The 26,481-nt window shown below is 54.2% G+C and carries 26 protein-coding genes; 8 read left to right on the top strand and 18 right to left on the bottom strand.

The window, feature by feature from the left end:
- The first annotated feature begins 17 nt into the window (after nucleotides 1-17).
- Entirely contained in the window at nucleotides 18-416 is a 399-nt protein-coding gene (locus M0646_RS12165; RefSeq protein ID WP_149821221.1) for a RidA family protein, read from the top strand.
- Here the strand turns inward: M0646_RS12165 and M0646_RS12160 are convergent.
- From M0646_RS12160 to M0646_RS12135, 6 genes are all read right to left on the bottom strand, one after another.
- Entirely contained in the window at nucleotides 403-921 is a 519-nt protein-coding gene (locus M0646_RS12160; protein WP_286625889.1) for a DUF4330 domain-containing protein, read from the bottom strand. The two genes, M0646_RS12165 and M0646_RS12160, sit on opposite strands and share 14 nt — an antisense overlap.
- 49 nt (nucleotides 922-970) lie before the next feature.
- Nucleotides 971-1,978 (bottom strand): WD40 repeat domain-containing protein, encoded by a 1,008-nt coding sequence (locus tag M0646_RS12155; RefSeq protein WP_286625888.1) that lies wholly within the window; start codon nucleotides 1,976-1,978, stop codon nucleotides 971-973.
- An 11-nt stretch (nucleotides 1,979-1,989) separates the two neighbouring features.
- Nucleotides 1,990-2,226, bottom strand: coding sequence for a hypothetical protein (locus M0646_RS12150; RefSeq protein WP_149821215.1), 237 nt, complete (start codon nucleotides 2,224-2,226; stop codon nucleotides 1,990-1,992).
- A gap of 69 nt (nucleotides 2,227-2,295) precedes the next feature.
- Entirely contained in the window at nucleotides 2,296-2,925 is a 630-nt protein-coding gene (locus M0646_RS12145; protein WP_149821213.1) for a response regulator transcription factor, read from the bottom strand.
- 18 nt (nucleotides 2,926-2,943) lie between these two features.
- Nucleotides 2,944-3,291: a YbaB/EbfC family nucleoid-associated protein gene (locus M0646_RS12140; RefSeq protein ID WP_149821211.1), complete on the bottom strand. Its 348-nt coding sequence runs from the start codon at nucleotides 3,289-3,291 to the stop codon at nucleotides 2,944-2,946.
- A 61-nt stretch (nucleotides 3,292-3,352) separates the two neighbouring features.
- The gene (locus M0646_RS12135; RefSeq protein ID WP_226971966.1) at nucleotides 3,353-4,072 is read right to left on the bottom strand and encodes a lipid-binding SYLF domain-containing protein; all 720 of its coding nucleotides are present in this window, start codon (nucleotides 4,070-4,072) and stop codon (nucleotides 3,353-3,355) included.
- 252 nt (nucleotides 4,073-4,324) lie between these two features.
- On the opposite strand from M0646_RS12135, the gene M0646_RS12130 reads away from it, so the two are divergent.
- The 5 genes from M0646_RS12130 (at nucleotide 4,325) to M0646_RS12110 (ending at nucleotide 11,475) form a co-directional block, all read left to right on the top strand.
- On the top strand, nucleotides 4,325-6,304 hold the full coding sequence (locus M0646_RS12130) for an NAD(P)H-quinone oxidoreductase subunit 5 (protein ID WP_149821207.1): 1,980 nt from the start codon (nucleotides 4,325-4,327) through the stop codon (nucleotides 6,302-6,304).
- A 49-nt stretch (nucleotides 6,305-6,353) separates the two neighbouring features.
- The gene (ndhD1, locus tag M0646_RS12125) at nucleotides 6,354-7,937 is read left to right on the top strand and encodes a photosynthetic/respiratory NAD(P)H-quinone oxidoreductase subunit D1 (RefSeq protein WP_286649693.1); all 1,584 of its coding nucleotides are present in this window, start codon (nucleotides 6,354-6,356) and stop codon (nucleotides 7,935-7,937) included.
- Nucleotides 7,934-8,755: an alpha/beta hydrolase gene (locus M0646_RS12120; protein ID WP_286649692.1), complete on the top strand. Its 822-nt coding sequence runs from the start codon at nucleotides 7,934-7,936 to the stop codon at nucleotides 8,753-8,755. Before ndhD1 ends, M0646_RS12120 begins: the two co-directional genes overlap by 4 nt.
- 84 nt (nucleotides 8,756-8,839) lie before the next feature.
- Complete coding sequence (locus tag M0646_RS12115; protein WP_286625880.1) at nucleotides 8,840-10,429, top strand: glucose-6-phosphate isomerase; 1,590 nt, start codon at nucleotides 8,840-8,842, stop codon at nucleotides 10,427-10,429.
- A complete protein-coding gene (locus M0646_RS12110) occupies nucleotides 10,429-11,475 on the top strand; it encodes an extracellular solute-binding protein (protein WP_286625878.1) in 1,047 nt (348 codons plus the stop codon). Before M0646_RS12115 ends, M0646_RS12110 begins: the two co-directional genes overlap by 1 nt.
- Here M0646_RS12110 and M0646_RS12105 read toward each other — a convergent pair.
- Together M0646_RS12105 and M0646_RS12100 are read right to left on the bottom strand one after the other, a co-directional pair.
- A complete protein-coding gene (locus tag M0646_RS12105) occupies nucleotides 11,472-12,752 on the bottom strand; it encodes a CCA tRNA nucleotidyltransferase (RefSeq protein ID WP_286625877.1) in 1,281 nt (426 codons plus the stop codon). The genes M0646_RS12110 and M0646_RS12105 overlap by 4 nt on opposite strands.
- Nucleotides 12,752-14,059 (bottom strand): pentapeptide repeat-containing protein, encoded by a 1,308-nt coding sequence (locus M0646_RS12100; protein ID WP_190278099.1) that lies wholly within the window; start codon nucleotides 14,057-14,059, stop codon nucleotides 12,752-12,754. Before M0646_RS12100 ends, M0646_RS12105 begins: the two co-directional genes overlap by 1 nt.
- A gap of 105 nt (nucleotides 14,060-14,164) precedes the next feature.
- Between M0646_RS12100 and M0646_RS12095 the strand changes: the two genes are divergently transcribed.
- Entirely contained in the window at nucleotides 14,165-14,437 is a 273-nt protein-coding gene (locus M0646_RS12095; RefSeq protein ID WP_149821193.1) for a YciI family protein, read from the top strand.
- On the opposite strand, the gene M0646_RS12090 is transcribed toward M0646_RS12095, so the two are convergent.
- From M0646_RS12090 to M0646_RS12080, 3 genes are all read right to left on the bottom strand, one after another.
- Entirely contained in the window at nucleotides 14,434-15,639 is a 1,206-nt protein-coding gene (locus tag M0646_RS12090; protein ID WP_286625876.1) for an argininosuccinate synthase, read from the bottom strand. The two genes, M0646_RS12095 and M0646_RS12090, sit on opposite strands and share 4 nt — an antisense overlap.
- Nucleotides 15,640-15,724: 85 nt before the next feature.
- Complete coding sequence (locus M0646_RS12085; RefSeq protein WP_149821189.1) at nucleotides 15,725-16,723, bottom strand: 2-hydroxyacid dehydrogenase; 999 nt, start codon at nucleotides 16,721-16,723, stop codon at nucleotides 15,725-15,727.
- 114 nt (nucleotides 16,724-16,837) lie between these two features.
- Nucleotides 16,838-17,992, bottom strand: coding sequence for a DegT/DnrJ/EryC1/StrS aminotransferase family protein (locus tag M0646_RS12080; protein ID WP_286625875.1), 1,155 nt, complete (start codon nucleotides 17,990-17,992; stop codon nucleotides 16,838-16,840).
- Nucleotides 17,993-18,117: 125 nt separating this feature from the next.
- On the opposite strand from M0646_RS12080, the gene M0646_RS12075 reads away from it, so the two are divergent.
- Entirely contained in the window at nucleotides 18,118-19,467 is a 1,350-nt protein-coding gene (locus M0646_RS12075; protein WP_286625873.1) for a pentapeptide repeat-containing protein, read from the top strand.
- Nucleotides 19,468-19,469: 2 nt separating this feature from the next.
- Here the strand turns inward: M0646_RS12075 and malQ are convergent, their stop codons facing one another.
- The 7 genes from malQ to M0646_RS12040 all read right to left on the bottom strand — a co-directional run bounded on the left by malQ (nucleotide 19,470) and on the right by M0646_RS12040 (nucleotide 26,376).
- On the bottom strand, nucleotides 19,470-21,020 hold the full coding sequence (gene malQ / locus M0646_RS12070; RefSeq protein ID WP_286625871.1) for a 4-alpha-glucanotransferase: 1,551 nt from the start codon (nucleotides 21,018-21,020) through the stop codon (nucleotides 19,470-19,472).
- Nucleotides 21,021-21,045: 25 nt separating this feature from the next.
- Nucleotides 21,046-21,378 carry a DUF3007 family protein gene (locus M0646_RS12065; protein WP_149821181.1) on the bottom strand — a complete coding sequence of 111 codons (333 nt, stop codon included), beginning with the start codon at nucleotides 21,376-21,378 and terminating at the stop codon, nucleotides 21,046-21,048.
- Between the two features lie 5 nt (nucleotides 21,379-21,383).
- Nucleotides 21,384-21,614, bottom strand: coding sequence for a photosynthetic/respiratory NAD(P)H-quinone oxidoreductase subunit L (gene ndhL, locus M0646_RS12060; RefSeq protein ID WP_149821179.1), 231 nt, complete (start codon nucleotides 21,612-21,614; stop codon nucleotides 21,384-21,386).
- Nucleotides 21,615-21,644: 30 nt separating this feature from the next.
- The gene (gene ndhK / locus M0646_RS12055; RefSeq protein ID WP_149821177.1) at nucleotides 21,645-22,358 is read right to left on the bottom strand and encodes a photosynthetic/respiratory NAD(P)H-quinone oxidoreductase subunit K; all 714 of its coding nucleotides are present in this window, start codon (nucleotides 22,356-22,358) and stop codon (nucleotides 21,645-21,647) included.
- 120 nt (nucleotides 22,359-22,478) lie between these two features.
- Nucleotides 22,479-23,405: an isoaspartyl peptidase/L-asparaginase gene (locus M0646_RS12050; protein WP_286625868.1), complete on the bottom strand. Its 927-nt coding sequence runs from the start codon at nucleotides 23,403-23,405 to the stop codon at nucleotides 22,479-22,481.
- Between the two features lie 70 nt (nucleotides 23,406-23,475).
- On the bottom strand, nucleotides 23,476-24,627 hold the full coding sequence (locus tag M0646_RS12045; RefSeq protein ID WP_286649691.1) for a methyl-accepting chemotaxis protein: 1,152 nt from the start codon (nucleotides 24,625-24,627) through the stop codon (nucleotides 23,476-23,478).
- Between the two features lie 249 nt (nucleotides 24,628-24,876).
- Nucleotides 24,877-26,376, bottom strand: a complete 1,500-nt coding sequence (locus M0646_RS12040; RefSeq protein ID WP_286649690.1) for a cryptochrome/photolyase family protein — start codon at nucleotides 26,374-26,376, stop codon at nucleotides 24,877-24,879.
- Between the last annotated feature and the right edge of the window lie 105 nt (nucleotides 26,377-26,481).

Genomic DNA, 26,481 nt, shown 5'->3' with positions numbered 1-26,481 from the left:
AAATTGTTTTAAGTTTTATGACAAAAGTGATTATTTGTACCACTGATGCGCCTAGGCCGGTCGGCCCCTATAGCCAAGCCGTGCGCCATGGGGAATGGGTCTTTCTCGCAGGGCAAATTGCCCTTGATCCAAAAACGGGTGAGATTGTTGGTGGCGAAGATGTCAAGGAGCAGACCCGCCAAGTGATGGATAATCTCAGTGCTGTCCTCAAGGCCGCCGGTAGCGATTGGTCACAGGTGGTGAAAACAACCGTGTATCTTGCAGACCTCAATGACTTCGCCGCCATGAATGAAATCTATGCTCAGTACATGGATGCCGAGACAGCACCTGCCCGTGCCTGTGTGGAAGTATCGCGCCTGCCGAAGGGAGTCAAAGTTGAAATTGACTGCATTGCCTACTGTCCTACAACGGCCTAACGGCAATCACCGAGGCACGGAAATTATACTCTTTGCCCTCTAATTCTACGGGCGTCCCTACTTTGATGCCAGTATTTCCCAGTACAGGCCCATTGTTAGTGATTTGGCCTCGGCCTTCGAGGGTCAAGAGCAGGTTGCTACTATAGGCCATCTCTGGGCGGGGATCTGGCAGCGCTTTAACCGACCCATCGGGCTGAGAAACAGTAACTGTGCGCGGCAGAACCTGGACATTTTTCACAGTGATTTGGCCGTAGGGCTGGTTGCGAATAATAAAGTTGGCGGTACTGCCCTTGGGAATCAGGTCTTGGGGAGTGGGAGTACTCAGACCCAGAACGAGAACATCTACTTCAATGGGTTGGGCAGCGGTCATTTGTGCCAACGAGGTGCCCGATCGCCCCGGCAGGAGGAACAAGCCCGCCAAAACGCACAGGAGAACAAGCCCTGCCCCAAGGTCTAGAAGACTCAGCTTGCCAAAAAGACGGCCATAGCGATCAATGAGTTTCATCGGCACTCTAGCTTAAACCCGCAGCAACATCCTACCACACGGGTTCTCCCTAACCGGCTTGCCAAACCCAGAGTTCCCCTTGGGTGCCCCCAGCGGCTAAATACGATCCCTTGGGGTGCCAAGCAAGAGTTGTGAAGTATTCTTGGGCACCTTGCAGTAACTCCTGCGGTTGAGTTTGCTGCCAATAACACAGCCATCCCTCATCGCCACTGGACACGAAGCCTTGACCTTGGGGATGAATAGAGAGGGCGCGCACAGTGCCACGGTGCAGATCCAGCACTTGGGGTTGCCAGCCGCTTTCGTCCTCGCTGAGGCGCCAGAGGATAATCCCCTCTTGGGAACTACTCAGGAGCTGGGGGGCTTGGTTGGCGGTTTCCAACCAGTGAAGATGCCGCACTTTACCGGGAAAGCCCTGCATTTGCCACGGATACTGATCGCCCCAACGCCAGACAAAAAGGGTGTGATCCATGTTGCTGGCCGCGAAATATTCCCCTGTGGCGGACCAGGCTACGCCCACTGTCGCAGACATAAACCCCAATTCTTGGGGATCGGCATCCCAATCTTTAGCCGACCACACCCGTACACCGCCATAACCGGCAACGGCCAAAGCATCACCCGTAGGTTGCCAAGCCAAAGCCAAAACTGACGAGGCTGCAAAATCAAGGGTGGCAATGACATCGGCTTGAGCCGCATCCCAAATCTGGACGTAGTGACCAAGACTAAAGGCAACCCAAGGCAATGTGGGATGCCAAGCCAGTTGATCAATCCAGTGGGAACCGTAGTGGAGCACCTGAAGATTCTCAGGGTGAGCTAAGGAACCAATGAGTACCCGTCCCTGCTCTCCCGCCGCTGCCCACCACTGGCGATCGCTCGCCACCGCGAGGATCGTTAAGCTTTGATCGGTCGCCGTTTGCAAGATGAGTTGCTCACCCACCTCTGGATCAATGTGATAGACCTCTCCTGCGGCGGAAGCGGCCAACAGATGGCGATCGCCCCACGCCAAGGCGGTGACGTACTCTTGAAGTTGGGTTTGTCCTAGTGGGATCAGAGAATTCACCAGTTACGCCCCTAGTGGAGGGTGTCGAAATAGATCTGAATGCCGACAATCATGGCAAACATGAGGGCAATAAACAAGCTAATGATCAGCCAGTGCCCCGCCACATTCACGTCAAAGATCTCACCATAAATGCCGTAGAGCCGGTCAATAATGCCTTCCGCTTGACCAATGGCTTTTTCCCGCTTCAGCATCCAGGATGATTCTTGATCCGAGGCTAAAACCGTTGCCTCATTGCTATAGGATGCCATGGGACACAGGCTCAACACACCGACGGTTCCCCTTCACGATAACAAGTGTTCTTGAGTCTTGGGGAAGGCCTAGACTAAACCGTTACGAAGTGCAACAACCGCCGCCTGCACACGGTCATCCACCGCCAACTTGTTCAAAATACCCCGCACATGGGTCTTGATAGTATTTGGACTGAGAAACAGCTTACTGGCAATTTCAGGGTTACTATAGCCTTCCACCATCAGCTTCAGGACATCCAGTTCCCGCTGCGAAAGGTGATAGTCCATTGTCGGTTGGGGCGGATGCAGGTGCTGGATCACATGGCGGGCAATCTGGGGATCAAGATAGGTGGCTCCCTCTTGGGCAGCAGCGATCGCCATCAGTAATCGCTCAACGGTTTCTCCCTTGATACAGTAGGCATCAGCACCACTAGAAAGGGCGGCAACGGCCTCAAGAGCCGATTGGTGGGAGGTGAGCATCACCACATGAATGTCAGGAAATTCTCGCTTCAGCCGTTGGGTTACTGCAATCCCGTCTAGCCTTGGTAGGCCAATGTCCATAATGACCACTTGCGGCTGCAACTGCCGTGTCATATCAATGGCACCATAGCCATCTTCGGCATAACCCACCACAGCAAACTGCTCCCCTAGAGCTTGTCCTAGCCCCAGTTGCATCATCGGATCATCTTCCACAATCAGGAGCCGTAGCTTGGGTGCCATGGTGGGCGGGGCAGTGCATTAACCGAGACCCGGAACGTTCAAACCACCTGTCAACTCTTCCATCCGTTCCCGCATAGTGGCGGTGGATTTTTGGTAGGCATCGCGCATGGCGGCGGTCACCAAATCAGAGAGCACTTCAGCCCCTTCACTCAGGAGATCTGGGCTGATTTCGACGCGGCGGGGTTCTTGGGTACCACTCATAACCACTTTGACGGCACCCCCCGCTGCTTGACCCTCAATGTCCATTTTTTCGAGGTCTTCCTGCAGCTTCTTGGCGCCTTCTTGAACTTGTTGTGCTTTCTGGATGGCTGCGGCCAGCTCCTTCATTTTGCCAAGACCGAAGCCAAAACCCTGTCCCTGTGCCATAGTGTTCCTTCTATACAGTGCGGACTATTGACTGCTATCTTATCACTGTCTTGAGAAGGGATTAGCGCGCTGCACGGGCAAGGGCATTGTAGAGACCATTGAGGACGGGAGGGGAAGGGAGGGGGGGCGAGTTCTCGAAAATTTGCATTGGCGTCAGGTTAGGCCGGCCATAGAAGCGGGTACTAGCACTACGGTCAAAACTAATATTGGCGCCCTCAAGGGCAACACCAGCAAAAAGACCTGCACTGCGCGTGTAGGAAAAGACTTGGGGACTCGGATCCGTAGGACTGACAACTTCGCCACCCACAGGGCCTGCCGCAACGGAGACATTGCCCCCTAGACGAAAGGACTGCGCCAAGCTGCGCATGACGACGGATTTATCCATGAAGGCCAGCACCACATCCGTGGATTGGGCACCAATTTGCAGGCCAAAGCTCCCGCCGGTCATTGTGATAAAGGCGGGCTTACTCCATTCGTTATTTTCATTGCGCACAAGCAGAATACCGGCGCCACGGCGGCCCCCAAAGAGAAACCCCGCTTGAACGACATTGGGAATAATGGCAATCCCTTGAGCGCGCTGGACAATCCTCGGTGGAATGCGGTTGTTGTTGTTAAATGTAAACTCGCCAAGGACAAATGTGGCGTTCTCGACCCGCTGCACCATGCGCGAATCAGGGGCATTTTGGGCAAGGGTGGTGTGGGGGATGAACATCAGGGCGATCGCCCCCCCCATGACAGACCCCACTCGGTATAAGCGTCCCATTACAAAACGCAATTCCATCGCCATCTCCCTCATCAGTGCATCAATATATCGTTAGACGGGTGAACCTTTCTGGCTTGTTCCATCACCAATCATGCCTTCTTAATGGCGGCAAAGCTAAAGAAAATCCGTTTTTTAATTTTCTGTCACTGGTAGCCCTCGTCCCTTGCTAAAAGGGATATGGCAGAATGTAGAGGGTTTTGCCTACACTAGCGATTCATACCTATTTGGTTTTCTAGGCAGGCAGCTCTCATGGAAAGTTAGGTGGCACGCATGGAACCCCTGTATCAATACGCTTGGCTGATTCCCGTTTTACCCCTCTTGGGAGCGCTGATTGTTGGCTTTGGCTTGATTGCCTTTTCAGAGACCACCTCGAAACTGCGGCGACCCAGTGCCATTTTCATCATGGCGTTGATGGCGATCGCCATGGTGCATTCTCTGAGCCTCTTCTGGAGTCAAGTCCAAGGCCACGCCCCCTATACGCAAATGATTGAATGGGCAGCGGCGGGCAATCTCCACATTGCCATGGGATACGTGATTGACCCCTTAGCGGCATTGATGTTGGTCATCGTCACAACGGTGGCCTTTTTAGTCATGCTCTACAGCGATGGCTACATGGCTCATGATGCGGGCTATGTTCGCTTTTTTGCCTATCTCAGCCTGTTTGGCTCCTCGATGCTGGGGTTGGTCGTCAGTCCCAACTTGGTGCAGGTCTATATCTTTTGGGAATTGGTGGGGATGTGCTCCTACCTGCTGATTGGCTTCTGGTATGACCGCAAAAGCGCGGCGGAAGCAGCACAGAAGGCATTTGTTACCAACCGTGTCGGTGATTTTGGCCTTTTGTTGGGCATGGTGGGGCTATTTTGGGCGACGGGTAGCTTTGACTTTGGTGGCATGGGCGATCGCCTGACGGAACTGGTCAATACCGGGCTACTTTCCCCTAGTCTTGCCGCCATTCTTGCCATCTTGGTCTTTCTCGGCCCTGTGGCCAAATCTGCCCAGTTTCCCCTGCATGTGTGGCTGCCGGATGCGATGGAAGGTCCGACCCCCATTTCTGCTCTGATTCACGCGGCAACCATGGTGGCAGCCGGAGTCTTCCTGATTGCGCGGATGTTCCCTGTGTTTGAGCAATTGCCCCAAGTGATGACCATCATTGCTTGGACGGGGGCCTTTACGGCATTTATGGGGGCAACTATTGCCATCACCCAAAACGACATCAAAAAGAGCTTGGCCTATTCAACCATTTCCCAACTGGGCTACATGGTCATGGGGATGGGCGTGGGTGCCTACAGTGCCGGCCTTTTTCACCTGATGACCCATGCCTACTTCAAAGCGATGCTCTTTCTTGGATCGGGGTCAGTCATCCATGGCATGGAAGGGGTGGTTGGCCATAACCCAGACTTGGCTCAAGATATGCGCTACATGGGGGGGCTGCGCAAGTATATGCCCATTACAGGGGCAACATTTCTAGTGGGGTGCTTGGCCATTTCTGGCGTGCCGCCCTTTGCTGGCTTTTGGTCAAAGGATGAAATTTTAGGCGCCGTTTTTCATGCCAACCCGGCAATGTGGCTGCTGACGTGGCTCACGGCGGGCTTAACCGCCTTTTACATGTTCCGCATGTACTTCATGACCTTTGAGGGCAAGTTCCGTAATGTGCCCCCAGAGTTACAGGAACACTATGATCACAATGCCCACCACGATCAGCAGACTGCTGAACCCCATGAATCCCCTTGGACAATGACCCTACCCTTGGTGGTGCTAGCAATTCCCTCGACGTTGATTGGTTTTGTGGGTACCCCCTTCAACAATCTCTTTGCGGCCTTTATCCATGCTCCCGGTGAGGAGATGGTGGCAGATCACGCGGTGGATTTGACGGAGTTTCTCATCCTTGGCGGTAGCTCTGTGGGCATTGGCCTGATTGGCATTACCTTGGCCTCCCTGATGTATCTCAAGGGCACTCCCAGTCCGCAGGCGATCGCCAAAGCCATTCAACCGCTGTACCAGTTCTCACTGCATAAGTGGTACTTCGATGAACTCTATGAGGCGGTCTTCATTAAAGGCTGTCGTCGCTTGGCGCGTCAGGTCTTGGAAGTGGATTACAACGTGGTGGATGGCGTGGTCAACCTCACGGGCTTTGTCACGATGGTCACCGGTGAAGGGCTGAAATACTTCCAAAATGGCCGTGCCCAATTCTACGCCCTCATTGTGCTGCTGGCGGTGTTGGGATTTGTCATCTTCTCGGTGCAAGCCTAACCCCGGTCATGGTTCTTTCCCAACTGCTGGAGGAGTAAACACGACTGCCATGAGTACGTTTCCTTGGCTGACAACGATTATCCTGTTCCCAATTGTGGCTTCCTTGGCGATTCCCTTCATTCCAGATCCCACAGGCAAAGGACGCCCAATCCGCTGGTATGCCCTGACGGTGGGGTTGATTGACTTTGCCTTGATTGTCTATGCCTTCACGAATTTCTATGACCTGAACACCCCCGGCATGCAACTGTGGGAAAGCTATGACTGGATTCCCGAAATTGGCCTGCGCTGGTCAGTGGGGGCAGATGGCCTCTCCATGCCGCTGATTTTACTCACGGGCTTTATTACCACGCTGGCGATTTTGGCGGCTTGGCCAGTGACCCTGAAGCCGCGACTGTTTTATTTCTTAATGCTGGCGATGTATGGTGGCCAGATTGCCGTTTTTGCCGTGCAGGATATGCTGGTCTTTTTCCTTGCGTGGGAACTGGAGCTGATTCCGGTGTACCTGCTCTTGGCAATTTGGGGGGGGCACAAGCGTCAATACGCGGCAACAAAGTTCATTCTCTACACGGCTGGCAGCTCCCTCTTTATTTTGGTGGCGGGCTTGGCCATGGCCTTCTATGGCGACACGATTAGCTTTGATATGCAGACCTTGGCGGCCAAGGACTATGCCATTGGGTTTCAACTGCTAGTTTATGCCGGCTTTTTGGTGGCCTACGGCGTCAAGCTGCCGATTGTCCCCCTGCACACGTGGTTGCCGGATGCCCACGGTGAAGCAACAGCGCCGGTGCACATGCTGCTGGCGGGGATTCTCCTGAAGATGGGTGGCTATGCCCTGATTCGCATGAATGTCGATATGCTGCCGGCAGCCCATGCCAAGTTTGCCCCCGTTTTGGTGATTTTGGGGGTGGTCAACATCATCTATGCGGCGCTGACCTCCTATGCGCAGCGCAATCTCAAGCGCAAAATTGCCTACTCCTCGATTTCCCACATGGGCTTTGTGCTGATTGGGATTGCCTCGTTTACCAATTTGGGCATGAGTGGGGCGGTGCTACAAATGGTCTCCCACGGCTTGATTGGGGCGAGTCTCTTCTTTTTGGTGGGAGCCACCTATGACCGTACCCACACGCTGATCCTTGAGGAAATGGGCGGTGTTGGCCAGAAAATGAAGAAAATCTTTGCCATGTTTACGGCCTGCTCCTTGGCCTCCCTTGCTCTGCCGGGGATGAGTGGCTTTGTGGCTGAACTCATGGTCTTTATTGGCTTTGCCACCAGTGATGCCTATTCTTTGCCCTTCCGCGTGATTGTGGTCTTTTTGGCCGCAGTGGGGGTGATCTTGACACCGATTTACCTGCTGTCGATGCTGCGGGAAATTTTCTACGGCCCTGAAAACAAGGAATTGGTGGAGCATGAAGCCCTTGTGGATGCTGAACCCCGCGAGGTGTTTATCATTGCCTGTCTTTTGGTACCAATTATTGGCATTGGCCTCTATCCCAAGCTATTGACGCAAATTTACGATGCCACCACGGGGCAGGTGATTGCGCGAGCGCGGGAAGTGGTACCGACACTGGCTCAGCAGGTGGATCAACCCTTAGGGACACTGGTGGCACCGAGTCTGAACTCAAAGAGTAAATGAGTTGGCTGCGAGACTGGGTACTGGGGGAGTGGAGTTGGTTGCGCTTGGGGCGATCGGCACTCCTGATTTATCTGATCATTGCGGTCTATCTCTACTTTGGCGCCGATGCCCTGATCTTCCATCCACCCCGTCCTACCTACTCCCTTTCTGAGGAGATCCGGCTGATTCCAGTGGGGCAGGGCGATCGCCTTGCGGTGCGGTATGTCGCCAACCCAGACGCTCACTTTACGCTGCTGTTTAGTCACGGCAATGGGGAAGACCTCGGCATGGTGGAACCCTTTCTACAGACGCTGCGGCAGTGGGGGTTTTCCGTCCTCGCCTACGACTATCGTGGCTACGGCTTGAGTTCGGGTCGCCCTAGTGAGCGTCATGCCTACGCAGATGCTTTGGCAGCCTATACCTATCTCACAGAGGAACTGCGAGTCCCCCCAGAGCGGGTGATTCTCTATGGCCGTTCCCTTGGCGGTGGGGTGGCGACGGAACTGGCAACACAGGTTGCAATTGCGGGGTTGGTCTTAGAAAGTACCTTTACTTCCATCTTTCGGGTGGTGGTGCCTTTCCCGTTGTTTCCCTTTGATCGCTTTATCAATCGAGATAAACTGCCGCAAGTCAAGGTGCCGCTGTTGATTCTCCACGGTACTGCCGATAGCATTGTGCCCTTTCGTCATGGCCAATACCTTTTTGCCATTGCCCGTGAGCCAAAATTTTCCCTCTGGGTCGAGGGTGCCGATCACAATGATTTTGTTGAGGTGGCGGGCGATCGCCTGCGGATAGCGTTAGAGGAATTTGCTGCTTTTCTGAAGGCACAATCTGCCTAGGGTGTTTATTAAGGGAAAGCTGATGTTCCCAGTAAGGGACAGTTGTTGAGGTACGCTGAGATCGTAGCGCGAAAAGATTTTCTTATGGATGCTTTGGCTCTTTGGCAGCATTACCAAGACTGGTTGTACTACCACCCTGAGTTAGAGTTCTATGTGGATGTCAGTCGTATGGGGCTGACCCCAGAAGTGGTACGTCGCCTAGAGCCAGCTTTTGAGCGCGCCTTTCAGCAAATGAAGGAATTGGAAGCAGGGGCGATCGCCAACCCCGATGAGGGCCGCATGGTGGGGCACTACTGGCTGCGGGATGCCGATTTGGCACCAACTCCAGAACTGCGTGCCGAAATTCGCGATGCCATTGCCCAAGTGAAGCAGTTTAGCCAGCAAGTCCACAGTGGCGCCATTGCCCCACCCCAAGGGGGTCGTTTTACGGATATTCTCTCTGTTGGCATTGGGGGGTCTGCCCTGGGTCCGCAGTTTGTGGCGGCTGCCCTTGCCCCTGTGAATCCCCCCCTGAACATTCACTTTTTGGACAACACCGACCCTGCCGGGTTTGAGCGGGTTTTTGCGGAACTAGGCGATCGCCTGCGGACGACATTGGTGATTGTCATTTCCAAATCGGGGGGGACACCGGAAACCCGCAATGGCATGCTAGAAGCCCAAGCCCGCTTCCAACGTGCCGGTCTGGCCTTTGCCGATTACGCCGTCGCCGTCACCCTGCCGGGCAGTGGCCTTGCCCAAGTGGCGGAGTCCAACGGTTGGCTGGCCATTTTCCCGATGTTTGACTGGGTGGGGGGGCGTACCTCGGAACTGTCAACGGTGGGTCTATTGCCCGCTGCCCTGCAAGGGATTGACATTGATGCCCTCCTCGCGGGAGCAAAATTGATGGATCAGGCAACCCGCGTGCCGAAGATTCGCCAAAATCCCGCTGCCCTACTCGCCTTGGCTTGGCACCATGCGGGCAAGGGTCGGGGTGAAAAAGATATGGTTGTCCTGCCCTACAAAGATAGTCTGCTCCTGTTTAGCCGCTACTTGCAGCAGTTGGTAATGGAGTCCCTCGGCAAGGAAAAAGACCTCGACGGCAACATTGTCCACCAAGGGATTGCGGTCTATGGCAACAAGGGAACCACGGATCAGCACGCCTATGTGCAGCAGTTGCGGGATGGCCTGCCCAACTTCTTTGTCACCTTTATTGAAGTGCTGCGGGATGGTCAAGAACCCGGCATTGAAGTAGAGCCGGGAATTACATCAGGGGACTACCTCAGTGGCTTGCTGCTCGGCACGCGCCAAGCCCTCTATGAAAAGGATCGCCCTTCCCTGACGGTGACGATTCCAGAGGTGACGCCCAAAACGGTGGGTGCTCTGATTGCCCTTTATGAGCGAGCAGTGGGTCTCTATGGCTTCTTGGTGAATATCAATGCCTACCATCAGCCGGGGGTGGAAGCGGGCAAGAAAGCAGCAGCAGCGAATTTGGCGTTGCAACGGCAGATTGTTAAAGTCTTAGAACAAAGTGATGAACCCCTTGACTTGGGGGCGATCGCCGACGCTGTGAATGCGCCGGATCAACTGGAGCGGATTTACCTGATCCTACGGCACCTTGTGGCCAACGATCGCGGCATCGAGCAACTGGGGGATCCAGGGCAGCCAAGTCAATTGCAGTTTCGGTGGCAACGCTAATGCAGCGGCGGCAATTTTGTCAGGGGTTGTTTGCCTTGGGGGCGATCGCCCTCAGTGGGTGTCAAGCCACTGCCAATACAGGACTCACCGTCTATTTACTGCGAAAATCCTTACCCCCCCAATTGATTCAGCGCTTTCGTCAACAGGCCGGCGTGGGACTTCAGCTGCGGCTGCGGGAAACCCCCCAAGAGTTAGCCAACACCTTTGCAGCGGGAATCCTCGGGTCAGCCGTCCTCAGTCTCGGGGATGCTTGGATAGCTCAGGCCGTGGCGCAACGACAGATTGCCCCTATTCCCAAACCACTGATTCAAAACCGGTGGGACTGGGCTGAACCGTGGCAGCCATTACTGCAACTCATTGGCAAAGACGATGCTCTCTGGGGTCTGCCCTATCGCTGGGGGGCAACAGTCCTCATTTATCGCCGCCAGTTCTTTGCCGATTTGGGCTGGGAACCCACAGATTGGGATGTCCTATGGCATCCAAGCGTTCAAGGCCACTATAGCCTGTTAAATCAGCCGCGGGAAGTGATTGGGTTGACGCTGAAATCCCTAGGGCTATCCTACAATGCCCCACCCACCCACCCCGAATTACGGCAACGCTTGCAGCGTCTCCGCCAAGGGTGTCGTTTTTTTAGTTCTGACGCCTACCTGCAGCCACTGATGCTGGGCAGTACACAATTAGCAGTGGGTTGGTCAACGGATGTACTGCCGCTGCTGAAGCGAGATCCGCAGACCTATGCCGCCGTGTTTCCCGCCAGTGGGACAGCGCTGTGGGTGGATTTGTGGGTCTGTGGCCAAAACCCCGATGCGGCAGCCTTGGCTTGGTTGAACTACTGGTGGCAACCGGAAGTTGCTGAGCAACTCAGCCAGTTTAGTGATGCTCCCTCGCCGCTGGTGAGCGATTTAAGACGCACTCTCTTGCATCGCTATATTCCCCTAGCGACTCCCACCGCCTTTGCCAAGAGTGAACTCCTGCTCCCCCTCGATGTGGCTGCCCAAAAACGCTATGACACCCTTTGGCAGGAAATGTTTTTGCCCCTCTCCTAAGTGTGCCGCGGTTGCCTTGAACCACCTAGGATTTCTGCCACATAGGCGAGGGCTTGGGGGCGATCGCGAATTTCTCCCCGCGCTTGCGCCGCTTCCACAGCTCGCAACAATTCACCCACACGCGGCCCCGGCGAGACCTGAAACACTTCTACCAGATCGGCACCCCGCACCAATTGGGGGGGATGGGCAATGGCATCCTTGGGGTCTAACCACCCTTTGACCAAGGGCACTAGATGCGCTTTGGGGATGCCCCGGCTCAGGGCAAGGGCAACAAAGGCTGGAAAATAGCTACCCGCCGCGCGGAATAGATAGAAGGCTTGCTCGCGGTTCAGGGGGTGTTCGAGGGGGACTAGCCAGTGGTTGAGCAATCGGCACAGGACTTGGACAATGCGAATTTCATCAGTGGTGTAGGTGAGGGCAGTTAGTTCCTCGGCAGCGCGGCGATCGCTGGCATTCACGAGGCAGGTGAGCTTGGCCAAAGCCGCTAGGGTTCGCCGTTGGGGTTCGCCGGGGGCAGTTGTTGCGGCAATAGATGTCGTTAGCGCCGGCCAAAGGGCTGGGAAGGGAAAATTCCCTAGGGTGGATTCAAGGGCATGGTAGTGGGTAATCCGCTCCTCGGTGACCGACGGCAGCCACACCGCCAACACGCCATCGCGAAAAGCAAGGGTGAGATAGGGGGCACTCTCAAGGGCACTGAGAAAATAACTGAGTTCCACCCGCACCCGTTCTGGGGCGACTCGTCGCAGTTGGGGGGCAAGGGTTTGGATCACCTGCCGCGTTTCGGGCGTAATCGTAAATTGCAGTTGGGCGGCTTGGCGATAGGCGCGTAGGAGTCGCAGGGGATCAGCAGCGAGATTTTCTGGTGCGACATAGTGAATTTGGCGGCGTTGCAAATCCAAAAGGCCACCGAGGGGATCGACAATGTGGTGGTGGTGAATGTCGTAGGCAATGGCATTGAGGCGAAAATCGCGATCGCTCAAATCCGTTAAGAGCGTCTCACCATGCCGCTGAGCAATATCCACGCTGGTGTTGGCAAAAACTAAGCGGGCAATCTGCCGCTGCCGATCCAAAACCACTAAGCCAGCCTTGTACTTATCCGCTAGTTTTTTGGTCAGGGCAATGGCATCCGCCGGCACAATAAAATCCAAGTCGGGGTACAACGTTGTCCGACCGAGGAGCGCATCCCGCACCGCTCCACCCACGAGGTAGGTATCGGCAGGTAAATCACTGACGGCGATCGGCCAGCGACTAAAATCAAAGGGCTGAACAACGATCATTAGAGCTGGGTTAGATCGATCGCCTGACCACCGATGGTGACCGTCAAATTTTCCCCCCGCACACAGACGGATCCCGCCGCCGTTTGAATCGTTAAGCAGTTATTTTCAAATTTCAGGACACCATTCCAGAGAGGTGCTGTGGGGGTGGGCGCTGGGGCAGTGGTTGTGGGTGAGCCAGACTGGACACTTTCTAGCCAAATCAGCGACGCATCGGCAGGATAGTGGCGATCGCCCGTAGCCGTTTTGATAATCAGACCACCGCCCGCCGACGGTGAAAAGGCAATATCGCAAATGGGCTGCCACTCCTTGCCCACCAACAGTTGTAGCTGTGCTGGCTCCTGCCCTGTAGCCGTGGACTTCAAGAGTAACCACCACGTTTTCCAGAGCTGCCGTGCCGTTCCCAAACGGACTTCACTGCCGCGGGGAATGGGTACTTGCTCGTACTGCCATGCAGGCACGGGGTCACTGATGTATTGTGTGGGCAAGAAGGAATGGGCTTGGAGGACACTGGCCACCACATCGGCAAAGGGCGCCTCGGCAAAAAGGGTTACTTTCTCATTGGCCACACTCTCACCTTCTACCACCGCCACCACCGTTTCCGTAACCGTGCGCAATTGATAACAGTGGTTGCCGAGGCTAGCCACCTTCAAATCAGCACTTTGGTAGGTACTGGGCAGGGGGTGTTGTTGCAGGATCAGCATTTGGATCACCTGCTCATTGGTCCACTCAATCACAGTGGTTTCGTTAGCGGTTGCCATTGGCTTAGCCATTGGCGTTGGAGTGGGCAACGGTACCTCTTCAATGTCCCCTTCATCAAAGACCACTTCGCCATTGGGCAGTATAGTTCCTGAGAGCTTGGCTTCCTCTAAGTCTTGACGGCGGGCGATCGCCCCGGTCAGATCCGCCTCTGAGAGATCTGCCCCCACCACATTTGTATCCTTGAGGTTACTGTCATGGAGCACCGCCCCCTTGAGGATTGCCCCACTGAGCACTGCCCGCTGCAAATTGGCGCGCGAGAGGTAGGCACCCACTAGGATGGCGCCACTGAGCATGGCTTCCTGCAAGTTGGCATCGGTCAGATTAGCACCACTCAGATCCGCACCAATCAGATTGGCGCCTCGCAGATTGGCATTGGCAAGGTTCGCTTTGATCAAATCTGCCCCGCTCCAGTTGATACCCTGCAGATTGGCTCCCGCCAAATCAATATGGCTGAGTTGCACCAACGGAAACACACTGCCCGCCAAATTCACACCACGGAAATTTCGCACCCCACGGGCAAATTCGCTTAACAAGGTTTCAAGGGTCATGGCTTTGCTCATAGCCGCTCGCAATCAGGGCACAACAGAGTCACTCAGGCACACTGCTTATAGCTATTCTAGGTCTTGATTGAAATCCAGAGGAGCCACTGACCGATGCCATGGTTTGTCAAAATTGAACGCGGTATTGTGGACAAGGCCACCTTTGATCGCCACGTTGGTGCCCATCGCGCCTATGTGCGCGCCCTCATTGCCGCAGGGCATCAAGCCCGCACGGGATACTGGGCTGAGCGAGGGGGTGGCATGTTGTTGTTTCAGGCCGATTCCCGCAAGGCGGCTGAGGAAATTGTTGCCCGCGATCCCCTCGTCCAACACCAGTGTGTGCAGTACGAACTCCATGAGTGGTGTATTGTCGAAGCCCCCGATTAGCCTTGGCGCAGTTTTTCTGCCCAGACGCGGGTGGGTAGCCCCCACACATAGATAAAGCCCTCGGCTGCCCTGTGATCAAATTGATCCTCGGCACCATAGGTGGCCAAATCGGGCGTGTAGAGGGAGTAGGGAGATTGCCGCCCCACCACCCGTGCGGTTCCCTTAAAGAGCTTGACGCGCACTGTGCCTGTGACCCGCTGCTGGGTCTGTTGAATAAAAGCATCCAAGGCTTCCTTGAGGGGGCTATACCAAAGACCGTTATAGACCAAACGGCTGTAGGTCTCTTCAATCCCCCGTTTGTACTGCGTCACATCGGCGGTTAAGGTCAAGCTTTCCAAATCGCGGTGGGCGTCAATAAGCACCAAGAGGGCAGGGGCTTCGTAAATTTCGCGGGATTTAATACCGACAAGGCGATTTTCAATCATGTCAATGCGACCAAAGCCGTGGCGCCCTACCCGCTCATTGAGTTCACTCACCAGCGTTACGGGATCGAGGGAGCGGCCATCGAGGCTAACGGGAATTCCGGCCTCAAAGCCAATATCCACATACTCCGGGGAGTTGGGGGTATTTTCAATGGCTTGGGTCATCAAATAGATTTCCTCAAGGGGTTCAATCCACGGATCCTCAAGGGGGCCGGCTTCAATACTGCGTCCCAAAAGATTGCGGTCAATGCTGTAGGGAGAAGATTTTTTCACAGGGGCGGGAATGCCAAAGCGTTCGCCGTAGGCAATGGTTTCTTCGCGGCTCATGCCCCATTCGCGAGCGGGTGCCAAGACCTTGAGGTTGGGATTCAGGGCGGCGATCGCCACATCAAAGCGGACTTGATCATTGCCTTTCCCTGTACAGCCGTGGGCAACGGCATCGGCACCATACTCAGCAGCCGCATCCACCAAGAGCTTGGCAATCAGGGGGCGAGCAAGGGCCGTCGAGAGGGGATAGCGATTTTCGTAGAGGGCGTTGGCCTGAATGGCTGGAAAGGCATAGTTGCGGATGAATTCAGCTTTGGCATCGGCCACCAGCGAGGCACTGGCACCAGCATCAAGGGCTTTTTGGCGAATGGGTTCCAGTTCATCCCCCTGTCCTAAATCAGCGGCGAGGGTAATGACTTCCTTCACGCCCCACTCGTGCTTGAGATAGGGAATACACACAGAGGTATCCACTCCCCCCGAATAGGCCAAAATGACTTTTTCTGCACGCCCCATGACTTTTTTCCTGAAATAAACGCGATCGCTACTATAGCGGATCTGTTTGCCGGAAACGTTATGGGGATAACCGTTTCGCCGAGCCTTACATCTGTTCCACTTCGTTTGCTAGGGGCAGGCCTTGCTCAAAACAGGTCAGATTTTCAATTGTCGTACGGGCAATATCCGTGAGGGCATTGCGGGTAAAGAAGGCTTGGTGAGCAGTAATCACCACATTGGGGAAGGATTGCAGGAGTTGAAAGGTGTCGTCTTGGATAATCGTGTCCGAAAGATCTTGGAAAAAGAGGGAGTCTTCCTCTTCATAGACATCAATGCCCAGATAGCCGATTTGGCCGCTTTTAATGCCCTCAATCACTGCTTTGGTGTCCACCAGTTTGCCGCGACTGGTATTGATTAACATCACCCCTCGCTTCATTTGGGCGATCGTGGTGGCATTGATCAGATGTTCATTTTCGGGCACCAAGGGGCAATGGAGCGTCACAATATCGGATGCCGCCAGCAGCGTCTCTAGGGTTGTGTAGGTACCAATCTCCCTAAAGGCTTCACTAGGGTAGGGATCATAGCCGTAGAGGTGGCAGCCAAAACCAGCCATAATCTGAGCAACAATACGGCCAATTTTACCCGTGCCAATAATTCCGACCGTACAACCATGGAGGTCAAAGCCCATCAGCCCCTCCAAGGAAAAATTGTCATCGCGCACACGGTTGTAGGCACGGTGGAGTTTGCGGTTCAACATCAGGATCAGCCCCACCGTATGCTCCGCCACTGAATAGGGGGAATAAGTACTCACGCGGGTAACTGTGATGCCCAAGCTGGCCGCCGTTGCCAAATCCACATTGTTGAAGCCCGTACAGCGCAGTGTCACCAGACGCACTCCCAACTCTGCCAGCCGTTTTAGGGTCTCCACTCCCAAATCATCGTTGACAAACCCACAGACGGCATTGTGCCCCTCGGCCAAGGAGGCTGTTTGAGGGCGCAGCAGCACATCGTAATAGGTCAGGAGATGGGGGTGCCCCTGCGCTGCATTGGCGGCATTCAAAAACTGGCGATCGTAGGATTTGGCACTGAAAACGGCAACCTTCATGGCATTGCACTCCTGCCCTAGCAACATTACAGGTTTGAGAAAAGGGCTGTTGCTAGCTTAGCGAGTGAGATCTTAAGGTTGTGTTAAATGAGGACAAATCGTTAGGCGATGTACCTAAGGGTTCTGAAAAAACTGGCGAATGGTTGCGGCAATATGCTCAATGGTGGCATCGCTCAACTCAGGCCAAATGGGTAAGCTCAGTACCTCGCGAGCAAGGCGATCGCTCACAGGATTGGGTGGAGATTGCCCCTTATACATTGGACAGTGATCTTGGGGAATCGGGTAGTAAATCATTGAACTAATGCCAGCCGCCTTCAGGTAAGCCGCAAGGGCGTCCCGCTGGCCATTGAGTACCCGAATCGTATATTGATGAAATACATGTCCCGGAGATACTGTTGGGGTGACCACCGTCTCAAGACCCGCCAAGGCTTGGTTATAGGTTTGGGCGACTCGCCGTCGCTCTTGATTCCAGCGATCGATATGGGGTAGCTTCACCCGCAGAATTGCCGCCTGTAGGCTGTCCAAGCGAGAATTGTAGCCAATCATTTCGTGGTGGTAGCGTTGACGGGAGCCGTGAACCCGCAGCATGCGCGATCGCTCGGCTAAATCATCATCATTGGTGGTAATCAGCCCCCCATCACCATAGGCACCCAAGTTCTTGGTTGGGAAAAAAGAAAAGGCACCCATGCTGCCGATCGCCCCCGTGAATTGATGGGCTAAAGTCTTTTGAGTCACCTCTGTACATTGACAATTTTCACAGGGTGGGCAATAGCGGGCACCAAAGGACTGGGCACAATCCTCAAGAATTGCTAACCCATGAGCCTGAGCAAGTTCCACAATTGCTCCCATGGCTGCCGGTCGCCCAAATAAATGCACGGGCAAAATCGCCTTGGTGCGGGGGGTAATCGCTGCGGCAACTTTACTGGGATCAAGGTTAAAAGAGTCCAGTTCCACATCCACAAAGACCGGGCGGGCACCCACCAAACTAATCGCCTCTGCCGTCGCAAAAAACGAAAAGGGGGTGGTAATCACCTCATCCCCAGCACCTATTCCCAAACTGCGCAGGGAAATCACCAGTGCATCTGTCCCTGAATTAACTGCTACCGCATGGCGCACCCCTAAATAGGCGGCTACCTCTTCCTCAAAGGCTTGTACCTCTGGTCCTAGAATAAACTGACCGGATGCCAGTACGCGGGCAACTGCGCGATCGATGTCTGCTTGCAGGGATTGATATTGGGTTTTGAGATCAAGAATAGGGATGGTATCCATGAGAGCATCGAGCGCAAGTCCTTAATTATCATCCTCTCACGAGCGTAGTGTGGTTTTAGCGAATTAAGCTAGGCTTAGAGTGTAGAGCCGTTCTCAAGGGCGGGGTTCCAGACCCGTTTTTTTTGATGAATCCCCAAGAGTTCTTAAAACGCTATGCCAGCGGTGAACGGGACTTTAATCGTGCCAGTTTGACAAATGGCGAGTTTATCAACGCTGATTTACGGGGGATTATTCTCTCCCGTGCCGACATGGAGTGGGTCAACCTGAGCGGAGCCAATCTCAGTGGTGCGGTGCTGTGTGGCGCAGAAATTGTTAATGCCATGCTCATCAAGGCAGAATTGGTGGATGCCAACCTCGCTGGCGCAAACCTTAGCCGCAGTGATCTCAGTTGGGCAAACCTGACGCGAGCCAATCTCAGCCGCGCTGAACTTAGTGAAACCACACTACGGGGAACGGTGCTTCAGGGAGCCAATCTCTCCCGTGTGGATTTGGCGAATGCGGATCTACGGGGACTGACACTCGACGGCGTTAACCTTTCGGGGGCAAATTTACAGGGCGCGAATTTGCATGGCACGGATCTAAAGCAGGCGAACCTAACCCGTGTGGATTTAATTCAGGCGGATGTCAGCAATGCCAATCTCAGTGGCGCGAACCTCAGCGGTGCGAACCTGAGTGGTGCTAATTTAACGGCGGCGAATCTCACGGGAGCCAATCTCAGCCGCGTTGATCTCACAGAAGTCAAGCTCAGTGAAGCCAACCTTGCCAAGGCCAATCTGGTGGGAGCTGAACTGGCAAAGGCAGACCTCTCGTCCCTAGAACTCTCTGAGGTTAACTTGAGTGGTGCCAATCTCAGTGGCGCGAATCTGAGTCATACCAACCTTAGTCGTGCGGATCTCAGTGGGGCGAATTTACGGGGCGCCAACCTCAGCCATGCCAAACTGGTGGGCACCAATCTGCGGGGGGCGAATCTCCAAGGGGCAAACTTGCAGGGGGCATTGCTGGACAATGCGGATTTGAGTCAAACGGATCTACGCAGTGCCAACCTCAGTGGCCTCGTCTTTAATGGCGTGAAGCTGCGGGGTGCCAATCTCAGTGGTGCCAATCTCCGCGACGTGGAGTTAACGGAAGCCAACTTTAGCCGTGCTGACTTGGTAGAAGCGAATCTCAGCCGTGCCCGCTTGGTGGGAGCCAACCTGAGTCGTGCTACCCTCTCAGAAGCGAATCTCAGCCGCGCCACCCTCAGTGGAGCCACCCTCAGCCGGGCAACGTTTAGCGGTAGCTTACTGGGAACCGTCGATCTCAGCGGTGTTAACTTGAGTGGGGCAGATTTAGGGGATGCCAACCTTTCCGGCTCTAACCTGTCGCGGGCGGATTTGACGCGGGTGAACCTGACCGCTGCGGATATGAGTGGTGCCAACCTCAGTGAAGTGGATTTGCGGGGCACAATTATGCCCGACGGCCGGCGGCGAGCCTAGGGCTACTCCTCAGTTTCAAAGGATTCTACCTCAGTTTCAACAGGCTGGGGTCTCGGTGGCGCTTGACGGCCAAAGAGGTGCACCAAGTGCTTCAAATGAGCGGCAAGTTCAAGGGTGAGTTGGCCCGCAGTTAGCCGCCACGCCCAGTTGCCTTCGCCAGTACCGGGGAAATTCATGCGGGCATGACTATCGAGGCCGAGCAAATCTTGAACGGGAAGAATGGCTTGGTTGGCAACGGTTCCTAGGGCCATGCGAATCAAAGCCCAGTGGGGTTCGCTGGGGGTATAGCCCAAATAGTCAATGAGGCGCTGCCGTTCCCAGTCACTTAGGTTGCGGTACCAGCCGACAGTTGTGTCATTGTCATGGGTGCCGGTGTACACCACACAGTTGCGCTCTTGATTAAAGGGCAAAAAAGGATTATCTGAACCACCACCGAAGGCAAATTGGAGAATTTTCATCCCCGGAAACTGAAACTGATCCCGTAGGGCAATGACATCGGGGGTAATATCCCCTAAATCCTCGGCGAGAATAGGCAGTCGTCCCAAGGCAGCTTGCAAGGTTTCAAAGAAGGCAGCACCAGGACCCGGTTGCCACTCGCCGTTGACCGCTGTTTCCTCCCCTTCGGGCACTTGCCAGTAGCCCTGAAAGCCGCGAAAGTGATCCACACGGATAATGTCCATGTAGGAGAGCAGGGCACGGAAGCGCTCAATCCACCAAGAGTAGCCATCGGCAGCCAAGGCTTGCCAGTTGTAAATGGGGTTGCCCCAGAGTTGTCCTGTGGTACTGAAGTAATCTGGGGGCACACCGGCCATGAGGGCAGCCCCACCCGTTTCTGGATTGAGTTCAAAAAATTGGGGAAAGGCCCAGACATCGGCACTGTCGTGGGCAACGTAGATGGGAATATCACCGATAATCTGGATGCCCTGTTGATTGGCGGCTTCCTTGAGAGCCTGCCACTGCCGATAAAAGAGAAATTGCTGAAATTCGTATTCAAAGATGCGCTCTTTGAGAAGGGCTTGCAGAGCAGTAAGGGCAGTGGGTTCGCGATCGCGCAAAGGGGCGGGCCATTCATACCACGGCTGTCCCTCGTGGTGATCCTTCAGCGCCATAAAGAGGGCATAGGTGGGCAGCCAGTAGTGGGCAAGGGCTTGAAAGTCGCGAAAGGCCTGCCAGTCTTCTGGGGTGGCTTGATTCTGAAAGCGTTGAGCAGCAAGGCGGAGCAGGGGGAGTTTTTGGCTAATGACAGCCTCGAAATCGACGCGATCGCTATTCTCAAGCGTGAGTCCTGCCAAATCTGCTTCCGTTAACCAGCCCTCCTTGACCAGTTCATCCAAGCTGATCAGCAGTGGGTTGCCGGCCATGGCAGAGTAGCACATATAGGGGGAATTGCCAAAGCCTGTTGGCCCTAGGGGCAAGACCTGCCAGTACTGCTGATCACTGGCAACCAAAAATTCAAGGAACTCACGAGCTGCCGCACCCAAGTCACCAATGCCATGACCACCAGGCAGGGACGTGGGATGAAGCAGTAAACCACAGGAGCGGGGAAAGTGCATTATTTAAGCCACGGGGAGACTTGAGCTAATTATCGCCCAATTCTGGATCGGCAATCTCGCTGGATTCCGCTAGAATTTCTGCTTCAAGGGCGGCTAGCTCCTCTGGTGACATCCGTGCAAGGCGATCGCTCATCACTGCCTCTTCATAGTCTTTGAGTTGCTGATGGTAGGTCATCCGTCCTGTAAAGACCCGCAGGAAATATGTCGAGAGCCAACCCAGAACCACCAAGACAAAAATGGCTTGACTCCAAATCCCTGCTTGGAGCGGCTCAATCCCCGCAATGCGCAACAGGAGATAAACCAAGCCGCCCGTAAAGAAAACACCAATGCCAATCCCTAGAACATCAATGCGGCGCATAGCACCTAGGAATTGAGGGAGCGCGGTTGGGGACGAAAGTTAATAAAGGGAGCCAGCAGGAGTAATCCCGGAAAGAAGAACGTCACCAGAAAGTACATAAATGCCCGTTCAAAGGAGCCAGCCACATACCAGCGAGCATTCAAATAGGCATAGACGATCGCCGGCACCACCAGCAGATATAGCCCTGCCAAGGCGCTATAGACACCCAGTACCAAAAGTTCCGTTGAAACTGCCATGATTCCTACCTCTTACCAACGATGACCAAACTACTCTGCAACGGTGCGGGTTTCGCTCACGGGTTCCCCAAGAGCAGGAACGGCCATTCCCATGGCTTGCGCAAGGGCTGGGGGCGGAGCTTGGCGACTGGGAGCATTGAGATATTGCCCTGTCAAAATAGGGGGCACCGGCTTCATCTTGTGCTTGGCGGTAAAGAGGCGATGGGTTTGAGCAAGGTTGCCACGCTCGTTGATATGCTCGTTGGCAATTTTCTTACGCAGCTTGACGATCGCATCCATGATCGCCTCTGGACGGGGCGGACAGCCGGGCAAATAAACATCCACGGGAATCAGCTTGTCCACACCACGCACGGCGGAATAAGAATCAGAGCTAAACATTCCCCCTGTGATCGTGCAGGCACCCATGGCAATCACGTACTTGGGATTGGGCATTTGATCGTAGAGGCGAACCAAGGCGGGTGCCATTTTCATCGTGATAGTGCCAGAGGTGATGATCAAATCCGCCTGACGGGGGCTATTGCGGGGCACCAAGCCAAAGCGATCGAAATCGAAGCGCGAGCCAATCATGGCCGCAAACTCAATGAAGCAGCAGGCAGTGCCATACATGAGTGGCCAAAGGCTCGATAGCCGCGCCCAGTCATAGACATCATTGAGGGAAGTCAAAATAATATTTTCAGCAAGTTCTTGGGGAACTTCAGGACGAGCAATCGGATTGAGAATGGCAGGCGAGGTCGTATTGGTCATAGGGTTCCCTCAAGGGACATCGGCCAAATGTAAAAACACTTAAGATTATAGGCGTTTGACCCAACAGATGCACCCAATCCGATGTAGTGAGCAATAAAAAAACTTGACACCAAGGATAAATTATTTTTGACTGCCCACCTGTAGCCCCGGTGGTAATTCCAAGGTATCGCCAATGGTCGTTCCATCCCAGTAGGCCGCCAGCAGGACATCACAGGTTTTGCCCCAGGCGATCGCCCCCCGATGGTCGAGGCCAATGGCGCCAAAATCGCGTTGCCGACTAGCGGCTTCGCGGAAGGATTTTTCAAAGGCCGCCTCTAGGGACAAGCCATCGGTTACCCGCACCACAATCCGCGTGGCCAGCGCCTCATCAAGAATATCCTCACCAATGCCAGTACAACTGACTGCTGCTAAGCTGTTGGCATAGTTGCCGGCTGGGGTTGCGGAGTCACTCACCCGCCCAATGCGCTCAAAGCCCTTGCCGCCAGTGGAAGTCCCCACGGCCAAGTGTCCCTGCTGATCTAAAACCACAACACCAATCGTGCCCCGCCTTGCCTCCTCGGCCACGACTCCGGCCATCGATTTTTGGAAATTGCCTTTGCGTTCCTCGAGCCACTCGTAGAGTCGCTGATCCGTGAGGGGTTGATACACAGGAATCCCTAGCTCACGAGCCAGTTCTGCTGCTCCCACATCGGACAGAATACGGTCAGGGCACTGTTGCAGCCAGTGGGCAAGATCAATGGGATTTTTCACCCGTGAGACATTAATGACACCGCTGAGGCTCTGCCGCTGCCCATCCATGAGCGAGGCACTCATGCGAATTTGACCGTCCGATTGCAGCACAGACCCCGTGCCTGCATTAAAGCGCGGTTCATCCTCTAGGAGCCGACACCCCAAAACCACTGCCTCAATCGCCGTTGCCCCTTCTTTTAGGGCCTGAACCACTTGGCTGACAATGGTATGCAGGGATTGGCGGACGGGAATGAGACCGCCTTTGTCTTGGAGCGAGCTGCCGGCGCCGCCATGGAGAATAACAGTGGGTTGGGGCATCCTCAATCCTAGAAATTATAGGGTGTTCTAGCTCCAAAATACCCTGTGGCGATCGCCGAAATCCACTGCCCTAAGCAACCGCAGCTGTCGGCATCTCCTCATAGTCCGTAGAGACTTCCTCAGCATTCAGGAGCGCTTGCAGTTCTTGGATGGCTTGCTGCGTATCTTCCACTTGACTGAGGAGCGATCGCGCGATTTTTTCCCCAGAGGCGGTGGACTCTACAACCTCGCGAATGTGATGGCGAAAATGATTGGCCATTTCCTCTACTTGTTGGTTGGCAAAGACCACTTGGTTGGCCAATTTGTTAATTGCCTCACTGATAAAATCGAAACCAGCCATCTGCTGGCCACTGCGACTGGCAATCAGCCCCGCCTGCACCGCAAGGTGTTTCACCTGACGGGTAATCTCAGCAATTTGATGGGTGGCTTGGTCGATAATTTCCACGTCCTGTTTCAGCCGTTCGCTGAGGCGATAAACCTCCGCTGTGTGACGGCTAATTTGGTTAACCCCGGTGAATGTTTGCTGAAAGGCTTTGCGCCCCCGCTGGGAAAGAACTTGGCTAATGGAGACGAACCGTTGATTGAGTTGGGCAATCCGCTCCGCTTGCTCACGCACAGAGCGCTCCTGCTGCTCTAGGGCTTCGTTCATTTGTTGGGTGCGGGTTAGCTCGCTTTCAAGGCGCTTGGCATAGTCTTGGTTCCGCTCTTTTTCCACCTTTAACTTCTCAAGGAGTTGCTGGGTGTGGAGGTGCTGCTGCTGAATGAAGAGATTTTTCTTGCTCAGCACTTGCGCTTGGGCAATCAGGATCACCCGCATATCCACCAACACCAGTTGCTTGCCCTTACGCACGACCACGGGTTCGTAGACAAAGGCGGGGGGGCGACTCAAGGCCTGTTCCACGGCTTCTTCGACGGGAGTGCGTGCCATCAAGACAAGGGGCGGTACTTGGGGGGCGGCAATTTCTGGCAGCAATTTAATCGGGCGCGGCAAGTAGAGATCGCGACCAAACTGCTTACTCATGCGCTCAAAAAACTTGACCTTGGAGATCATGCCGATGACGCGATTGCCTGCCACCACTAGGACCCCCGGTAGCTCAGGGTAACGTTGAAATTCGTCAGCCACTTCTTCAGAGATGGTTTCAGGGGAAACCTGATAGGAAAAATAGGGTAAGTCAGCCAACGTAGCGGCTGCGGACAGTTGGATATTGACTGTCTCATTCATTTGATTGTCCCCCGGAATGAGTATTGAATTTTTTAGGGTGAAAACTGTACTTTTGCTTTACCTCAGTTAAATTATCTCGACTTGAGAGTAGGAGGAATTTATTTTTTGGTTATCTTTTGGTTAAGTTTTATTCGCACTAGGGTCTAAAAGGTTTGAAATTTCCAAGGAATGTATAGAGTTACCAGCTTTTAAGATTTAAGAAATCCTAGTAATCTGGGATACAGTTTTTATTTTCTTAATCGATGAATTTTATGAATTTTCGGCATACCACTGTTCTACCTGCTGTTGAATTGCGGCTGTTTCTGCGGGACTAAATTTATCGAGATTTTTCAGAATCACGCTCATGCGTCCTTGGCGACTCAAGATTTTGCGGTGTCGGGCTAGAAAGTGCCAATAAAAAAAGTTAAAGGGACAGGCGCGATCGCCCACCCGTTGCTTGGGATCGTAGGCGCACCCTTGGCAATAATTACTCATGCGTTGAATGTAGTTAGCAGACGCCGCATAGGGCTTGGAGGCCAACAGCCCGCCATCGGCAAATAAGCCCATTCCCAAAACATTGGTTTGCATCACCCAATCGTAGGCATCAATAAAGACACTGTGGAACCAGTTTTCCACTTGTTGGGGAGACAAGCCAGTAATCAGGGCAAAGTTGGCGAGGATCATCAGCCGTTGAATGTGGTGGGCATAGCCTGTGCGCTCAATTTGCTGCAGAACATGGCGCAGACAATTCATCGAGGTGCGATCGCTCTGCCAAAGGAACGTCGGTAAGGATTGAGTGTGCTGAAAGAAATTATGCTGGCAGTAGTCAGCACCAAGGTAGTGATAGAGACCATACATATACTCGCGCCAGCCGAGAATTTGGCGAATAAAGCCCTCCACACTGTTGAGGGGCAGCGGCCGTTCCCTATAGGCGACTAAGACAGCATCGATCACTTCTTGGGGGTGCAATAGCCCTAGGTTCAAATAGGGGGACAGCAAACTGTGCCACAGGCTCTCTTCTCCTGCCACCATGGCATCTTGGTAGGGGCCAAACTGGGGCAAGCGGTATTCAATAAAGTTTTCCAAGACCTGCAGCGCTTGGGCGCGGGTGACTCCCCAGTCAAAGGGTTCGATGTGGCCGTAGGTGTCAAAGTTCCCTTGGCGCACTGTCTCAATGACTTCTTGGCTGATCTGATCGGGAGAAAAGCGCAGCGGTGGTGGCGGTTTGAGGCGAGTAGGCGGCGGTTGGCGATTTTCGGCATCGTAGTTCCACTTGCCACCCACGGGGGATTTGCCGTCCATGAGAATTTGAAACCGTTGGCGACCGGCGCGGTAGAAATACTCCAAGACCAGCGTTTTGCGACCTTTCGCCCAGTCCTGAAATTCTGCTTCTGACCAGAGAAAGTGATTGTTGGGCAAGAACTTAATGGTACAGGGGAGATCGAGGGTAGCGATCAGATCCCGAAAGGGGCGATCGCTGGGTTGCATGATCCGCAGTTCGTGGATATGGTGGGCTGCAATCCACTGTCGCAGTGGGGTAGCAAAGTTGGGGGCGATCGCATAGGTCACCGGCCAACCGCCTGCTTCCAGTTCTTGGGCAAAATGCCGCATGGCCGACCAGACCAGCACGAGTTTTTGAGCATGGTAGCGGCGTTGTTTCACCCATTGGCGGGACTCAATGAGGATGACGGGCACAGGGGTTGGACAGCTTTGCAGGGCTGATTGCCCTTGCCACAGTTGATCGCCTAAAACCCAAACGCCAATGGCCATCTGAACTCAGATTGTGAATATTGTGAATAAGGACTAAAGGAGAATGGTTTAGTACAACCAATGTGATTTATCTTAGTGTTCAACTGTTGCAACTCCATACGACAC

Source organism: Thermosynechococcus sp. B3 (assembly GCF_030323045.1).
GTDB lineage: Bacteria > Cyanobacteriota > Cyanobacteriia > Thermosynechococcales > Thermosynechococcaceae > Thermosynechococcus.
Note: the sequence above shows the minus strand (reverse complement) of the source record. Positions and strands in the feature narration are given on the sequence as shown.

Coding starts and splice junctions, on each gene's coding strand:
- M0646_RS12050 (WP_286625868.1), bottom strand. CDS start 23,405: ATGCCCCAACCCACTGTTATTCTCCATGGCGGCGCCGGCAGCTCGCTC.
- M0646_RS12145 (WP_149821213.1), bottom strand. CDS start 2,925: ATGGCACCCAAGCTACGGCTCCTGATTGTGGAAGATGATCCGATGATG.
- M0646_RS12120 (WP_286649692.1), top strand. CDS start 7,934: ATGAGTTGGCTGCGAGACTGGGTACTGGGGGAGTGGAGTTGGTTGCGC.
- ndhK (WP_149821177.1), bottom strand. CDS start 22,358: ATGACCAATACGACCTCGCCTGCCATTCTCAATCCGATTGCTCGTCCT.
- M0646_RS12160 (WP_286625889.1), bottom strand. CDS start 921: ATGAAACTCATTGATCGCTATGGCCGTCTTTTTGGCAAGCTGAGTCTT.
- M0646_RS12110 (WP_286625878.1), top strand. CDS start 10,429: ATGCAGCGGCGGCAATTTTGTCAGGGGTTGTTTGCCTTGGGGGCGATC.
- M0646_RS12115 (WP_286625880.1), top strand. CDS start 8,840: ATGGATGCTTTGGCTCTTTGGCAGCATTACCAAGACTGGTTGTACTAC.
- M0646_RS12040 (WP_286649690.1), bottom strand. CDS start 26,376: ATGGCCATTGGCGTTTGGGTTTTAGGCGATCAACTGTGGCAAGGGCAA.
- M0646_RS12085 (WP_149821189.1), bottom strand. CDS start 16,723: ATGAAGGTTGCCGTTTTCAGTGCCAAATCCTACGATCGCCAGTTTTTG.
- malQ (WP_286625871.1), bottom strand. CDS start 21,020: ATGCACTTTCCCCGCTCCTGTGGTTTACTGCTTCATCCCACGTCCCTG.
- M0646_RS12135 (WP_226971966.1), bottom strand. CDS start 4,072: ATGGAATTGCGTTTTGTAATGGGACGCTTATACCGAGTGGGGTCTGTC.
- M0646_RS12075 (WP_286625873.1), top strand. CDS start 18,118: ATGAATCCCCAAGAGTTCTTAAAACGCTATGCCAGCGGTGAACGGGAC.
- ndhD1 (WP_286649693.1), top strand. CDS start 6,354: ATGAGTACGTTTCCTTGGCTGACAACGATTATCCTGTTCCCAATTGTG.
- M0646_RS12105 (WP_286625877.1), bottom strand. CDS start 12,752: ATGATCGTTGTTCAGCCCTTTGATTTTAGTCGCTGGCCGATCGCCGTC.
- M0646_RS12130 (WP_149821207.1), top strand. CDS start 4,325: ATGGAACCCCTGTATCAATACGCTTGGCTGATTCCCGTTTTACCCCTC.
- M0646_RS12090 (WP_286625876.1), bottom strand. CDS start 15,639: ATGGGGCGTGCAGAAAAAGTCATTTTGGCCTATTCGGGGGGAGTGGAT.
- M0646_RS12100 (WP_190278099.1), bottom strand. CDS start 14,059: ATGACCCTTGAAACCTTGTTAAGCGAATTTGCCCGTGGGGTGCGAAAT.
- M0646_RS12080 (WP_286625875.1), bottom strand. CDS start 17,992: ATGGATACCATCCCTATTCTTGATCTCAAAACCCAATATCAATCCCTG.
- M0646_RS12065 (WP_149821181.1), bottom strand. CDS start 21,378: ATGCGCCGCATTGATGTTCTAGGGATTGGCATTGGTGTTTTCTTTACG.
- M0646_RS12095 (WP_149821193.1), top strand. CDS start 14,165: ATGCCATGGTTTGTCAAAATTGAACGCGGTATTGTGGACAAGGCCACC.
- M0646_RS12140 (WP_149821211.1), bottom strand. CDS start 3,291: ATGGCACAGGGACAGGGTTTTGGCTTCGGTCTTGGCAAAATGAAGGAG.
- M0646_RS12165 (WP_149821221.1), top strand. CDS start 18: ATGACAAAAGTGATTATTTGTACCACTGATGCGCCTAGGCCGGTCGGC.
- M0646_RS12150 (WP_149821215.1), bottom strand. CDS start 2,226: ATGGCATCCTATAGCAATGAGGCAACGGTTTTAGCCTCGGATCAAGAA.
- M0646_RS12045 (WP_286649691.1), bottom strand. CDS start 24,627: ATGAATGAGACAGTCAATATCCAACTGTCCGCAGCCGCTACGTTGGCT.
- ndhL (WP_149821179.1), bottom strand. CDS start 21,614: ATGGCAGTTTCAACGGAACTTTTGGTACTGGGTGTCTATAGCGCCTTG.